At 70.2% G+C, this 12941-nt stretch carries 11 protein-coding genes and 1 pseudogene; 7 read left to right on the top strand and 5 right to left on the bottom strand.

Features of this window, described 5'->3' with window-relative positions; genetic code table 11:
* Positions 1 to 25: 25 nt before the first annotated feature.
* Together AB0J93_RS28135 and AB0J93_RS28130 are read right to left on the bottom strand one after the other, a co-directional pair.
* Positions 26 to 688, bottom strand: coding sequence for a response regulator transcription factor (locus AB0J93_RS28135; protein ID WP_363925348.1), 663 nt, complete (start codon positions 686 to 688; stop codon positions 26 to 28).
* Positions 676 to 1875, bottom strand: a complete 1200-nt coding sequence (locus tag AB0J93_RS28130; protein ID WP_363925347.1) for a sensor domain-containing protein — start codon at positions 1873 to 1875, stop codon at positions 676 to 678. Before AB0J93_RS28130 ends, AB0J93_RS28135 begins: the two co-directional genes overlap by 13 nt.
* A gap of 279 nt (positions 1876 to 2154) precedes the next feature.
* On the opposite strand from AB0J93_RS28130, the gene AB0J93_RS28125 reads away from it, so the two are divergent.
* The 5 genes from AB0J93_RS28125 (at position 2155) to AB0J93_RS28105 (ending at position 6054) form a co-directional block, all read left to right on the top strand.
* Positions 2155 to 3174: an NADP-dependent oxidoreductase gene (locus AB0J93_RS28125; RefSeq protein WP_363925345.1), complete on the top strand. Its 1020-nt coding sequence runs from the start codon at positions 2155 to 2157 to the stop codon at positions 3172 to 3174.
* A gap of 15 nt (positions 3175 to 3189) precedes the next feature.
* On the top strand, positions 3190 to 3600 hold the full coding sequence (locus AB0J93_RS28120) for a MerR family transcriptional regulator (protein WP_363925344.1): 411 nt from the start codon (positions 3190 to 3192) through the stop codon (positions 3598 to 3600).
* A gap of 347 nt (positions 3601 to 3947) precedes the next feature.
* Positions 3948 to 4541, top strand: coding sequence for a GrpB family protein (locus tag AB0J93_RS28115; protein WP_363925343.1), 594 nt, complete (start codon positions 3948 to 3950; stop codon positions 4539 to 4541).
* 35 nt (positions 4542 to 4576) lie between these two features.
* Entirely contained in the window at positions 4577 to 5557 is a 981-nt protein-coding gene (locus AB0J93_RS28110; protein ID WP_363925403.1) for a phosphotransferase, read from the top strand.
* Positions 5558 to 5715: 158 nt separating this feature from the next.
* The gene (locus AB0J93_RS28105; protein WP_363925342.1) at positions 5716 to 6054 is read left to right on the top strand and encodes a hypothetical protein; all 339 of its coding nucleotides are present in this window, start codon (positions 5716 to 5718) and stop codon (positions 6052 to 6054) included.
* Here AB0J93_RS28105 and AB0J93_RS28100 read toward each other — a convergent pair.
* Positions 6051 to 6518, bottom strand: coding sequence for a hypothetical protein (locus tag AB0J93_RS28100; RefSeq protein ID WP_363925341.1), 468 nt, complete (start codon positions 6516 to 6518; stop codon positions 6051 to 6053). The two genes, AB0J93_RS28105 and AB0J93_RS28100, sit on opposite strands and share 4 nt — an antisense overlap.
* Before the next feature lie 468 nt (positions 6519 to 6986).
* On the opposite strand from AB0J93_RS28100, the pseudogene AB0J93_RS28095 reads away from it, so the two are divergent.
* Positions 6987 to 7564, top strand: a pseudogene (locus AB0J93_RS28095) (SigE family RNA polymerase sigma factor).
* Between the two features lie 576 nt (positions 7565 to 8140).
* Here AB0J93_RS28095 and AB0J93_RS28090 read toward each other — a convergent pair.
* The gene (locus AB0J93_RS28090) at positions 8141 to 8746 is read right to left on the bottom strand and encodes a hypothetical protein (RefSeq protein WP_363925339.1); all 606 of its coding nucleotides are present in this window, start codon (positions 8744 to 8746) and stop codon (positions 8141 to 8143) included.
* A gap of 216 nt (positions 8747 to 8962) precedes the next feature.
* On the opposite strand from AB0J93_RS28090, the gene AB0J93_RS28085 reads away from it, so the two are divergent.
* Complete coding sequence (locus tag AB0J93_RS28085; protein WP_363925338.1) at positions 8963 to 11665, top strand: LuxR C-terminal-related transcriptional regulator; 2703 nt, start codon at positions 8963 to 8965, stop codon at positions 11663 to 11665.
* 603 nt (positions 11666 to 12268) lie between these two features.
* Here AB0J93_RS28085 and AB0J93_RS28080 read toward each other — a convergent pair.
* Complete coding sequence (locus tag AB0J93_RS28080; protein WP_363925337.1) at positions 12269 to 12757, bottom strand: YfbM family protein; 489 nt, start codon at positions 12755 to 12757, stop codon at positions 12269 to 12271.
* Positions 12758 to 12941 lie beyond the last annotated feature (184 nt).

The raw sequence follows: 12941 nt of genomic DNA, 5'->3' as shown, positions 1-12941 counted from the left end.
CTGTACCGATCGCGCGGCGCTGGCATCACCGACTGCGACGCTGGGCGTCCTCGAGGTAGCGCAGCACCGCGGTCACCCGCCGGTCGGCGCGGTCGTCCGGGGCGAGGCCGAGCTTGGCGAAGATGCTGCGGATGTGCTTGTGCACGGCCCCGTCGGTGACGAACAGCCGCTGCGCGATCGCCCCGTTGCCAAGCCCTTCAGCCATCAGGGCGAGCACGTCACGTTCCCGGGCGCTGAGCCGGCCCAGAGTGCTGTCGGGACGGCTGCGGGCGAACAACTGGCCGACCACCTCGGGGTCGATCGCCGTACCGCCGTCGGCGACCCGGTGCAGCGCGGTGAGGAACTCCTCGACCCGGCCGACCCGCTCCTTCAGCAGGTAGCCGAGCCGGCCCGCGCCGCCAGCCAGCAGGTCGGTGGCGAACGCCTGCTCGACGTACGCCGACAGGACCAGCACCGCGAGGTCGGGTCTACGACGCCGCGCCTCGACGGCGGCCACGATGCCCTCGTCGGTGTGGGTGGGCGGCATCCGGACGTCGACGATCGCGACGTCCGGCCGGAACTCGTCCACGGCGGCCAGGAAGGTCGTCGGTGAGTCGGTGGTGGCGACCACGTCGAGCCCCTCGGCCCGCAGCAGCAGCGACAGACCTTCCCGCAGCAGGGCGTCGTCCTCGGCGATCACGATCCGCACGGCAGCTCCACGAGTAGGGTCGTCGGCCCACCTGGTGGGCTGGTCAGAGTGAACCGGCCGTCGTGGCCCTGCACCCGCCGCCGGATGCCGCCGATGCCCGAGCCCTGGCCCTCGTCGGCACCGCCCCAGCCGTCGTCGACGATCGACACGTACAGCCGGTCGACACTGCGCCGCACGGTGACTGCCGCCGAGGCGGCACCACTGTGCCGGGCGACGTTGGTCAGCGCCTCCGCGACCACGAAATACGCCGTCGCCTCGACCGACGCGGCGCATCGGCCCGGAACGTCGACCTCCACCGTGCACGGTACCCCGCAGCCGGCGGCCAGACCGTCGAGCGCGGCGGCGAGCCCACGGTCGTCGAGCACCGGCGGCAGAATCCCGCGTACGACGCTGCGCAGCTCCGCGAGGGCCAGTTCGGCCGAGTCGTGCGCGCGGTCCAGGATCTCCACCGCCCGCGCCGGGTCCCGGAGCATCGCCCGCCGCGCGGCACCCAGCAGCACGGTGACCGCGACCAGCCGGTTCTGCGCCCCGTCGTGCAGGGACCGCTCGATGCGCCGCAGCTCGACGGCGTGCGCGTCCAGCGCGGCCGCCCGGGTGGCGGTCAGCTCGGCGATCCGCAGCGACATGTCGACGTCGCGCGGGGGCGCCAGCAACCGTCGCCCCGGCAGCGCCTGCAGCCCGGCCAACGGCGGGTTGAGCGCCACGGTCGCGGCGAGCCAGCCGACCCCGATCAGCCCCACCAGCAGCGCGTCGGGGAGCCCGTCGATCCGCCAGTCGATGAACCCCGGGCCGCCCGCCTCCGGCGGCAGCACCCAGTAGTAGAGCGGGAACAGCAGGTTCTGCACGGCGGAGATCGGCAGCGACAGCCCGAGCACACCCAGGCCGAACCCGACGGTGCCGTGGATGCCCACGAACGCGCACTCGCGCCGAGCCCAAGGGTCGCGCAGGACGTCGCGCAGGCTGGTGGGGACCGCCGGCGGCAGGGGCAGGTCGCGGTCCCAGCGCGACAGTCGGGCCCGCTCCCGGTTGGCGGCGAGCCGGACCGCCTTCGCCGCCGACGGGACCATCGCCAGGCCGATGCCGACCACGCTGGCGAGCGCCACCAGGACCAGGAGCAGTACGGCCGCCAGCGCCAGGATCGACGTGCCGAGGCCGCCGAGAAGGTGTTCGATGGCATCGACAGACATTCGTAGGCGGCGACGCAGGTATCGCCGCGCCACCCGCCAAAGCTGCGGGCCCAGTTGTCCCGCAGCGGCCGAAGCGCCAGCGGCGTCCCTGCGCGGCATCCCGTACCTCCCGGCAGAGACGATAGCGACGCAAGGTCGGCTCCGACGTGCCGCGGCCCGGAAAGTACAGCCTGCTGTACCAGTCCGGTGGTGCCGGAATTCGCGTGACGTTGAGTCTTGCAGTTGACGCATGGGTCAGGGTTTACGGTCGCGCTCCACCGACCGAGCAAGGAGCGTTACGTGCTTGCACTTCCTTCCGTCCATCGTCAGGTTCAGTTGCTCACGACTCCGGACGGCCTGCCGCGCCCGGAAGACTTCACCATCGTTGAGGTCCCGGTGCCACCCCGCGCGTCCGACGAGGTCCTGGTCCGCAACCGTGCCTTCCTGGTCTCCGCGGCCCTGCTCCGGACCCTCATCGGCGCGGCCGCGGCGGGACTGCCCGGTCCGCGACCCGGCGATCCGCTGCCCGGCGCCGCCATCGGCGAGGTCGTCGCCGCCCCCGACTCCAGCGGCCTGCGTCCGGGCGAGTTGGTCGGGCACGACCTCGGCTGGCGCGAGTACGCGGTCGTCCCGGTCGACCGGTGCCGTCGGCTCGGAGACTCGCTACCGGATCCGCTGGCTCACCTGTCGCAGGGCTGGACCGCGTACGCGGCGCTGACCCGCACCGCCGCCGTTCGTACCGGCGACACGGTGCTCATCACCGGCGCCGCCGGCGCCGTCGGTTCCCTCGCCGGCCAGATCGCCCGTCGTCTCGGCGCAGCCAGAGTCATCGGTACCACCGGCTCACCGGCGAAGGCCCGCGTCCTGACCACCGAACTCGGCTACGACGCGGTCGTCGTACGCGGAGCGGAACCGATCGCCACGCAGCTCGCCAACGCCGCTCCGGACGGCATCGACGTGGCGCTCGACACCGTCGGCGGCGAACAACTTCAGGCGGCGGTGCACGCCGCCCGGCCCCACGCCCGCATCGTGCTGATCGGCGCGCTGTCGGCGCAACTCGCCGCCGAGGGCGCCGGCACGACCGCGACGCTGGAACTGGACCTCGTGCCCATCGTGCTCAAGCGAATCAGCATGCGCGGGTTCAACGCCGCCGACCACCCCGACGCGCTCGCCGAATGGACGCAGCGGTTCGGCGCCTGGCTACACACCGGCGGCATCCGATTTCCGCATACCCGCATCCATGGAATCGACCGGGCCGCCCAAGCGTTCCAGGATGTCGTCGAGGGACGGCATGTCGGCGCCGTCCTCGTAGAGCTCTGACAGTCGGGAGGCACGATGCGTATCGGTGACGCGGCGGCGGCAGCGGGAACCACACCGCGGGCGCTACGCTTCTACGAACAGCGAGGACTGCTGCCGCCACCGGTACGCACCCGCACCGGGCAACGGACCTACCGCGACGCCGACGTGGCCCGAGTGAAGATCATCCGTGAGTTGCTGTCGCTCGGCCTGACCGTTGACGACATCGCCACGCTCAGCGCCCACCTTCATCTGCTCGACGGCGACACTCTGCCCGAACACACCGTGCCCGACCGCATCCGGCTGCCACAGGCGAGTGACATGTTCCGCCGCCGGTTGGAGGTCATCGACGAGCACATCACACGGCTGACCCGACTGCGGCAACTGCTGTCCGTCTGCCACGCTCAGTTGGCCGAGAAAGCGCCGCCCGCGACGGCAGACACCCATTGACCCGCCCTCCCCGCGCTGACGTGCGACAACCCGCCTACCAGGGGATTCGCTTCCTGGACGGTCGCGAGGGGAAACCATCAGCATGACGCCGAAGTTCTGGGAGAGCCCGGATACGGCCCGCCTTCATCACGAGAATCCGGTCTCGCCTCGCCGCCGTCATTCGGGCCAGAGGTGCACCCGGAACCGCTCGATCCCGTCCAGCCCTCGCCAACGGACGGGTGAGTCCGGACGGTACTCGCCGGGCGGGCTCCTGCCGAGGAAGGACGGCCAGGTTCACACCAGGTGGTTCAGCGCGTCGACGATGAGAGGCACCGCACGGTCCGTACTCGCACCGAGAGGCAGTTGTCGTGAAGCACGCACCGGTTACCCTCAGCCCGTACGACCCGCAGTGGGCTGCGCTGTTCGAGCAGGAGCGGGTCAGCCTCGAAATCGCTCTGGGACAGTGGCTGGTCGGGCCGGTCGAGCACATCGGCTCCACATCGGTTCCCGGCCTGGCAGCGAAGCCGATCATCGACATGATGGCACCAGTGCGCAGTCTGTCAGCGGCGGCAGCCGCCATCGAGGTCGTGACCGCTCTTGGCTACCGCAACGGCGTGCACCGTCCCGAGGAAGCGCACTACTTCTTCAAGCCGGAGACGGACAACTGGTGGGAACGTACCCACCAGCTTCATCTCACCGAGCCGGCCTCCCTGCTCTGGCGGCGACGAGTCGCCTTCCGCGATGCGCTCCGATGCCGGGCGGACTACCGGTCCCGGTACGAGCAACTCAAGCGCGACCTCGCGGAAGCTCACGGCGGCGACCTCATGGCCTACGCGCGAAACAAGGACGACTTCGTCAACGAGGTCCTCGGCGTGCGCGACAAGACGCAAGCTCCGACCGTCAGTTACCCGCGGCAGCCTGACCACACCATGCCGGACCTCGATCCGGACCAGGCCCGCTGAGCGCGGCCGGCTGGTCCTGTGATGGGATGCGCCCCATGGTCGACTCGAGGGTGCCGGTGTTGGAGATGCTGTGGGAGGCGCACGATCCGCACCACACGCTGAAGGCGAGGTTCGGCTTCAGCGATGCGCGGGCGGCCGGTCACTGGGTTGCTGATGTGCTGGACGAGTATTGGGGCGTACGCGTCAAATCCTGCGAGCGGATCGTGATGAGCGCCGGCAACGCGCTGGCGTGGATCGGCACGCCGTCCGGTCGGCTGCTCGCGAAGTGGTCAGTGCTGCCCGAGCGTTTCTCGCACCTGGCGGAGATGGCACGACTCACGAGATGGCTGGACGGCAGGGACATGCCGGTTTCGGCGCCGATTCCCGCGCGCGACGGCCGCCTTCAGATGGAGGTCGACGGCGTCTCGATGAGCCTGCAACAGGTGATCGAAGGCGATCTTCTCGACACCGCCGACCCCGCTCAGGTGCGGGCAGCCGGAGCGGTCCTGGCCCGCTTGCAGGATGCGCTCGCGGCATACCCGCGCGCCGAACGAATCCACGAGCCCACCGCCGCATCGCAACCCTTGACCCAGCGCGTCACCGACTGGCTCGACACTCACGCCGAACACCTACCCGCGGCCGCGCGCGACACGCTACGCAGACAGATCGCCAGCGCGCCACCCGACCGGCTGCCGCGACAACTCGTCCACTTCGACTTCCGCTCCGCCAACATCCTGTACGCCCACGGCGAAATCACCGCAGTCCTCGACTTCGAAGAGGCTCGACACGACCACCGGCTCGTCGAACTGGCCCGCGCGACGGTTTTGCTCGGCACCCGCTACCACAACTGGGGGCCGGTACCGGCTGAGGTCCGCACCCAGTTCCTCGCCGGCTACCAGGCCGTGCGACCACTGACACCGGCCGAGGCAGGATGGTTGGACATCCTGCTGCTCTGGCAGGCCCTCACGATGGTGCCACCCGACAAGGACCCGACCGGATGGGGACCCTCCGCCCTAAGTCATCTGCCACGACCTTGATCACGGCCCCAGACACCTTCACTACAAGGCACGTACGAGCCGCCTTCTGCCAGCTCACCGCACCCCCGGTGGGTGAGCAGCGGCGCCCTGGTCCTGCCGGCATCGTTGGAGGTTGGCTCGTCGGTACAGTCACGGTCGGTTCCGGGGAGGTCGCCGACGTGGCTGAGGTCGATCAGGTGGTGCAGCGAATCCGGGCGATGAGGGCCTACCGGTTGCTGGTCGTCGGGTACCGCTGCCTGCTCGTGGGGCCGGTCATGGTGGTGGTGGCCATCGGCGTGACAGCCGTCTGGTCGCTGAAGCCGCCGCTTGTGTACGTCCCGTTCGTGATGACGTTCGCGACGGTGTTCACGGGGGTGGTCGTCCTGTGGGTGGGGTTGATCGTCCTGCACTCCCGGCGGCTCATGCCACCGGCGGGCACCGTCCAGCATGCGGCGGTGATGCGAGCCCTGCGACGGGACGTGGTCGCACCGGTCACACGGCCCGCGCGCGGCGGCTAGGCCTGGGGCCAGACACGGACCCGGAACCGTTCGACGCTGGTGGGTAGCTCGTCGGCGTACCAGGCGTCCTGTCCGCACAGGGCGCGTAGCCGACGCCGGCCGGTGGCATGCACGTCGACGTTGTAGGTTCCCGGCGCTCCGATGGGCATGAACGGGGTCAGCATCTTCTCGTCGAAGATGCTGATACCCAGCGTGCCGCTGGTCGAGTGCAATTCAGCGTGTCCGTGGGCTTCCCATTCGCCGGTGTCCGTCGGTGCGGGACCGTCCCACGCCTCGACGGTGACGTGTGGGCGGTGGCCGTCGCTGATTTCGCTGAACAGCTGGATCTGTTCGGTGCCGGCCCAGCAGAGCACCGCGGCGTTGGTGTCGGGGTGGCCGAACGAGTCGAAGTCGCCGCCGATGATGGTGATCATGCAGTGGTCGGGGGTGGGCGTGGCGTCGATGCTGCCCAGCAAGGTCGCCATCCGGACCTCCGAAGGGTGTCTCTAAGGATTCGGTGTGGGCGCGCCAGAACAGACCACTACCAGCGAAGATTCCAACTCCACCAGGTGGGCTGGAGTATTAGGTCCGGTCCTTCCCACAGCGGAACGAGGACGAAACCGGCTGCACGGGTGGCCAGCCATTCGCCGGTGTGCGGGTCGGATTCGAGCAAGGCGGGGCTGCCTGCGGACGGTATCGGTCCGGTCAGGAGCGCTGCGATGGCCCCGAGGACTCGGGACGTATCGCAGGTAAGGCCACGGACGACGGTCACCGCACCCATCCTTGCCGCAATCCGTCGAATTGCCCAGACGGACTGTCCGGTCACGGTGATCCTCGTCCTGCATCACGTCGAAACCAACCGCCGCTCAGGATGAAAAGCATCTGATGGATAGTGGAGCGCGGTTCCGCGCGTCTGTGGTGGTGAATGAGGCGTACCGGACGGAGCTGAGCGGTTGGACGACAAGGCGAGAGCCAGGTTCGGTGAGTTCGCGCAGAGCCGGACCGCCGCCCTGATCAGGGCGGCCTACCTGCTCACCGGCGGCCAGCATGCCGCCGAGGATCTGGCGCAGTCGGCGTTGGCCAAGACGTACGTCAAGTGGCCGACGATCCGGCACGAGGACCTCGAGGGGTACGTGCGTGCGGTGATGTACCGCGAGCGGGTCAGCTGGTGGCGGCGCCGGGGACGGCTACGGGAGACGCTGGTCGGCTCGCCGGTCGAGCGGGAACACCCGGACGGCAGCGTCCATGCCGACCTGCGGCTGGCCATGCGGGCAGCCCTGTTGCCCCTTCCGTGGCGCAGCGCGCGGTGCTGGTCCTGCGGTACTACGAAGACCTGCCCGAGCGACAGGTGGCCGAGGTCCTCGGCTGCTCGGTCGGGACGGTCCGCAGCCGGACCCACCGGGCGGTCAGTCGGCTGCGTGAGGTGCTGCCCGGTGCCGAACTCGTGCTGGAGCTGAAGCGAGGAACACCCCGATCGACGACCTCATCCGGGCCACCCTTACCGATCTTGCCGAGGAGGCAGTTCCGATGAATCTGGCAGGCTCCGCCATCGACCGGGCACGCAAGCGTCGTACCCTCACCGTCTCCGTCGGGGTGGCAGGCGTCGTCGCCGCCCTCATGGTCGGCACGCCGCTGGCGTTGGCGGCGGTGAACCGGGACGCCCCGCCACCGTCAGCTCCCGCCGACCGGCCACCGGTGGACCTCCCCAGTCCTGTCCCGATCAGTCCTGTCCCGTCCCCGCCGGTGGACCTCCCCAGTCCTGTCCCGGTCAGTGCTGTCCCGTCCCCGCCGGTGGATCCGAAGGGACCGGGCACGGGTTCCTAACTCCAGGACCGTCAGCACGCGGTCCCGCCGTGGCCGGGAGTCGGCTGCGGATCAGGTCGCGGAAGCTGGTCAGGGATCGTGTGCCGCGGTACCGGTCCTGAGCTGGGAATCGTCGCGGGTTCAGTCGGTCGTAGCGGGTGGACCCGGACTGCGCTGCTGGCGCAGCGGGCGAAGGCGACGCTGGACCTGGACCGAGACGGTAGCCGGTGGTGTGCGTGATGTCGCAGAGCCATCCCGATGACTCTGCGACATCACGCTCAATCGGCGACCGTACCGGGCGGGATCAGAGGCGGACGCAGCCCATGGTGAAGTCGTCCCAGGCGATCTGGGCCCAGTAGGGGTTGTTGAGGAGCCCGGTGGAGGTGAACGGGTAGGCGTACAGGCTGATCTCGATTGCGGTGGTGTTCGCGGTGAAGGCAGCCAGGGAGACCTTGGTCCATCCGCTGTTCGCGGGGAGGGTCTGGGTCACCGAGCCGAGGCCGGTGCCGTTGCTGGCGCGTTCGGCCCTGACCCGCACCCGCTGGCTGGTCGGCGACAGGTTGCGGACATAGGCCGTTGCGGCGCACGTCGTCGCCATCGTGCTGTACGTGAAGGTACGCCGCGCCTCACCGGGGGAGTTGGCGCTCATGCTGCTCTCCTGCATCAGCACACCCCAGCTTCCGCTGCGGACCGCCGATGCCTGGTTCGTGCGGCCCACCCAGTGTCCCCAGTTGAGGTACTGCCACGCCGGCTCGCCGGCCTCCCAGCTGACGTAGTGAATGGTGCTCGCGGCCTGGGCGGGCGTGGCCACCCCGACCACGCCCACCAGCGCCAAGGCGACGGCGGCGCCGATCCGGCTTGCCCAGGTGCTCCTGCGGCGGACGGGGCCCTGGCTGGCTGTGCGTGACATGCGACTCTCCTTGAATGTGCCGCTATGGATGAAGGTCCGCGGTGACCTTCAGGTCGGTGATCAACACCGTACGGCTGCGCACCGTCGACATTCGTGAGTAGCGGGCACTCAACTTCGGCCGGACCTGGTACTCATGTCCGCGCCGTACCGGCAACCCAGGACCACCAGCCGAGTGGGTAAAGTCCACTGTGGGATGAGTCGGTGGAGGGACCGTGAGTGACGGACGCAGCGGCGGTGATCGACAGGGTGGCACCGTTCGTCGGTCGCGAGGCGCAGCTGGCCCGACTGATCGACACGGTCACCTTGCGTCCGGGCGCGGCGATCGTGACCGGGCCACCGGGGGTCGGCAAGACGCGCCTGGCCGAGGAGGCACTGCGGGTGTTGGCCGGCCGTGGCTGGCGTTGCCTGCGCGGGTACGGGGTGGCAGCCGGGCGGGACATCCCGCTGGCCGCCCTCTCCGGCATCGTCCCGGCCCTGCCCCCGATGGATTCGGGCGGACCGGCCGGCCTACTAGCCGGCGTCGTCACCGCGCTGAACTCGCTCGCCGAGTCGGGTCGGACCGTCGTGTTCGTCGACGACGTGCACCAGCTCGACAACGTGTCGGCGGTGGCGCTGCACCAGGCGGTCCGGGCCGGATCGCTGGCGCTGCTGGCCACGCTGCCCACCGGGGCCGAGGTGCCGGAGACCATCGGTGCCCTGTGGCGCTCCGGCCGGGCAGCCCGGATGGACGTCGACCCGCTGGACGCGGCGGATCTCGAACAGGTCCTGGTCGGCTGGCTAGGCGGTCCGGTGGCCCGCGGAACCCTGGACCAGGTGCGGCGGGCCACCGCCGGTAACCCCCTCTACCTGCGTGAGCTGGTGCTGGCCGCCCACGACAGCGGTGCGTTGACCCGCGACAACGAGCTGTGGCAGTTGCGCGAGTTGCCTGCGGCGGCCGGTCGACTCGACGATCTTGTCCGGTGCCGGCTGGCTGGGCTCGACTCCGCCGGGCGTACCGCCCTCGAGGTGCTGGCCCTGGCTGAGCCGGTCGGCGTCCGACTGCTGCACGACGTGCTCGGCGGTGACGTGGTGGAAACCCTTGAGCAGCGCGGCCTGATCACCGTCCGAGCCGACGGCCGCCGATGGGAAGCACAGCTGGCCCACCCACTGTATGGGGAGGTCCTGCGCGGCCGGATCCCCACCACCACCCGTTTGCGATGGTACCGCCGACTCGCCGACGCCCTCGAAGCGTACGGGGTGCGCCGGTGGAGCGACCTGCTGCCGTGGGCCGTGTGGCGGGTCGACGGGGGCGGCCCGGCGGACCCGGCGCTGATCGCCGCTGCCGTCCGGGAGGTCGCCGACCAGCCCGCCGACCCGCGTCTGCGGGAGCGGCTGGCCCAGGCGGCCTGGGAGTCGACCGCCGACCTCGACGCCGGACTGCTGCGCTGTCGAGTGCTGATCGAGCAGGGGCGCACCGGTGCAGCCCTGACCGTACTGGAGGACCTGGCGGCGCACGCCGGTGACGACCACACCCGCCGGGACGTGGCGACCGCCCGGTCGTGGTTCCTCGGCTGGTGCCACGGGTCGGTCGCGGACGCGATGTGGCGCCTGCGTCGGGACGCGGCGGCGCTGACCGACCCGGTGTCACAGGTGACCCTGCGGGTGGATCGGGCCAACCTGTTGGCCTGCGCCGGCCGGCCCCGCCACGCCGCCAGGCTGGTGGCCGACGTGGATGTTGCCGACTCTCCCGAGTTGACGGTGCGGGTCGCCGCCGTCCAAGGGGTGGCGCTCCTGCTCTCCGGCCAGCTTGACCAGCTACGAACCGCACTGGCCGGCGCGGTCGCCCCGCCGGTGAGCCGGTGCGCCATGTATCCGGCCGAGTACGCCTCCGGCGCGCTGCCGGTCGACGTGTGGGCGTACGACGGGATGATCGCGCAGGCTCGGGAAACCGGCCACGAGGTGCTGGCCCACACCTACGGCCTGGGCGACCGGATCGCCCACGCCTCCGCGTTGACCAGCCTTGCCCTTGCCGAGATCACTGCCGGCGCGCTCGGTACCGCCCGGCGCTATGTGGCCGAGGCGCTTCCGGTGCTGCGTGACTTCGGGGTACGCCACCATGAGGGACGGTGCCTGGCGGCTGGGCTGCTCGCCGCCACCTACCAGGGGGATGAGGCGGCGGCCGACCGGTTCGAGGGCCGGCTCGCCGAGATCTGGCCGGCCCTCGCGCAGATCGAGCTGTTCCGGTTCGAGGTGGACCGGGCGCGTGCCTGGCGGTGGTGGCAGCGGGGCGATCCCGGGGCCGCTCACGCGCTGCTGGCCGCCAGCGCCCGGCGCTGGGACCACCGGGGCGGCCTGCTTCCAGCGGTGCTGCTCGCCAGCGATCTGGCCCGGATGGGAGAGCCCACGACTGCGGCCCGGCTGCTGCCGGCGGATCCGATACCGGCGCGTTGGGGGCTGGGCGTGGCGTTGGTGGACCTGGTCCGGGCATTGGCCGCGCCCGACGTGGCGGAGCTGGAGCGAGTCGCGGCGATGCTGGCCGAGCTGGGATGCCACCTTTATGCCGCTGAGGCGACCGCCGCAGCCGCAGTGGCGGGGGCTCGCCGCCGGGCGACCGGCCGGACGGGCACCGGCGTCCGCCATGGCGAGGTGGATGACGCCGCCCGCGCGAAGGCCCGGGCGGCGGTGGCAGCCGGCCGGTGCGATAACGCGCGCACCCCGCTCCTGGCCTCGGTCGGCGACCGTTCGCACCTGACCAGACGGGAGCGGGAGATCGCCGCGCTGGTGGCGCGAGAGCTGTCGAACCAGGCGGTCGCCGAGCAGCTTGCCCTGTCGATACGCACGGTGGAGAACCACCTTAACCGGATCTTCGCCAAGCTCGGCGTTCACGGCCGGGCCGAACTTGCCGACGTGCTGGGGCAGGGCAGGCGCGACCAGCTCTGACCCGAATCCGCGCCGACAATGCGGCGGTGGCCAGGCCGGGAGTGGCAGGCGGCGTGGACCATGTTCCGGGCACGGAGTGAGGTTCCCCCGATAGCGCGGAGGGCGTCAGCGTGTGGACCGCGCGTACGGCAACACCTCTCCCGCAAGCAGCGGGCAGGACCCAGTACGAAAGTTGCGCTGACGCTTCCGACAGCATGATTGTCTTAAGACCGACCTGGCTGACATGCGAGCGTCGGTCTGTGCTCCCCATTGGCCTTAGCAACTCCGCAGACGCATCACCGCAGGCTCCGCTCGGGGTCCTCGGGGTTCTGTTCCTGACGTTCGCCCTCGGAAACGTCGTCCTGCGGCTGTGGGCCAAGCGCCGACTACGAGCCGGCAGAACGCTGCCGGGACCATCCCGAGTGCTTCGCCTGTACGTCAACCGCCCAAAGCTCTTCTTCGGTGCCTTGCTCGCACAGATCACGATCGACGTCCTACTGTCGCTCACCGCCATCGTCACGATCGGTCCTTGAGACTCGGCTCTGCCGTCGACCAGCTACGGGAAGACTCCCGCAAGGGATCGGTCACCTCGGCGCCCATCTTGGCGGCAGATCAGTGCCCAGTTCAGATAGCGGTGAAGACCACGGAACGCCCCGCGGCTGCAGCCCGCTGGTAGAACGCCCGAACCTCGACGAAGTTGTCCCAGGTGTAGTCGAAGTCGGCGTCGTCGAGGGCGCCGCGATAGTCGGGGTCGTCGATTGCGTCGAACCGCTGGCGCAGCTCGCGTCGGTCGACGGACTGCAGAGCGGCGGCCACGTCCCGGGCCTCGTCCACCGTGAGGTAGACCACAACGTACTCCTCGTGCAGCCGGCGTCCGCCGAGTACCGCATGGCTGAACGGATACTCGCCACCGTCGGGTTCGAGGGTGCCGTCGGTCAGGCACCGGTGGATGGCGTCCCATGCCTTGTCGGTGTCGACGGTCAGGCCGTCCTCGGCCCACGACTCCTCGATCTCCTCGATGAGTCCGTCAACCGCGTCGCTGGCGCCGCCATCGCCGGCCGCGAGCAACGACCGCTCCTGCCCCGGCGTGATCGCGAAGAGCACTCCCAGCACACAGAGATCCTACGCTGATCTTCACCAGTGGTCGCGGAGGCTCAGCTCGAACCACGGCACGAAGGAGCAGCAAGGGCACGCCGGTTGCGGCTATAGAGCCTGTTTCTGATCTATGTGGCTGGGCTCGTGGTACGGGTACGAGCGTGGCGGCGGGTCATCTGGAGGATCGCGGCCCAGTAGATGA

The sequence above is a fragment of the Micromonospora sp. NPDC049374 genome, from assembly GCF_040677165.1.
Classification (GTDB): domain Bacteria; phylum Actinomycetota; class Actinomycetes; order Mycobacteriales; family Micromonosporaceae; genus Micromonospora.
Note: the sequence above shows the minus strand (reverse complement) of the source record. Positions and strands in the feature narration are given on the sequence as shown.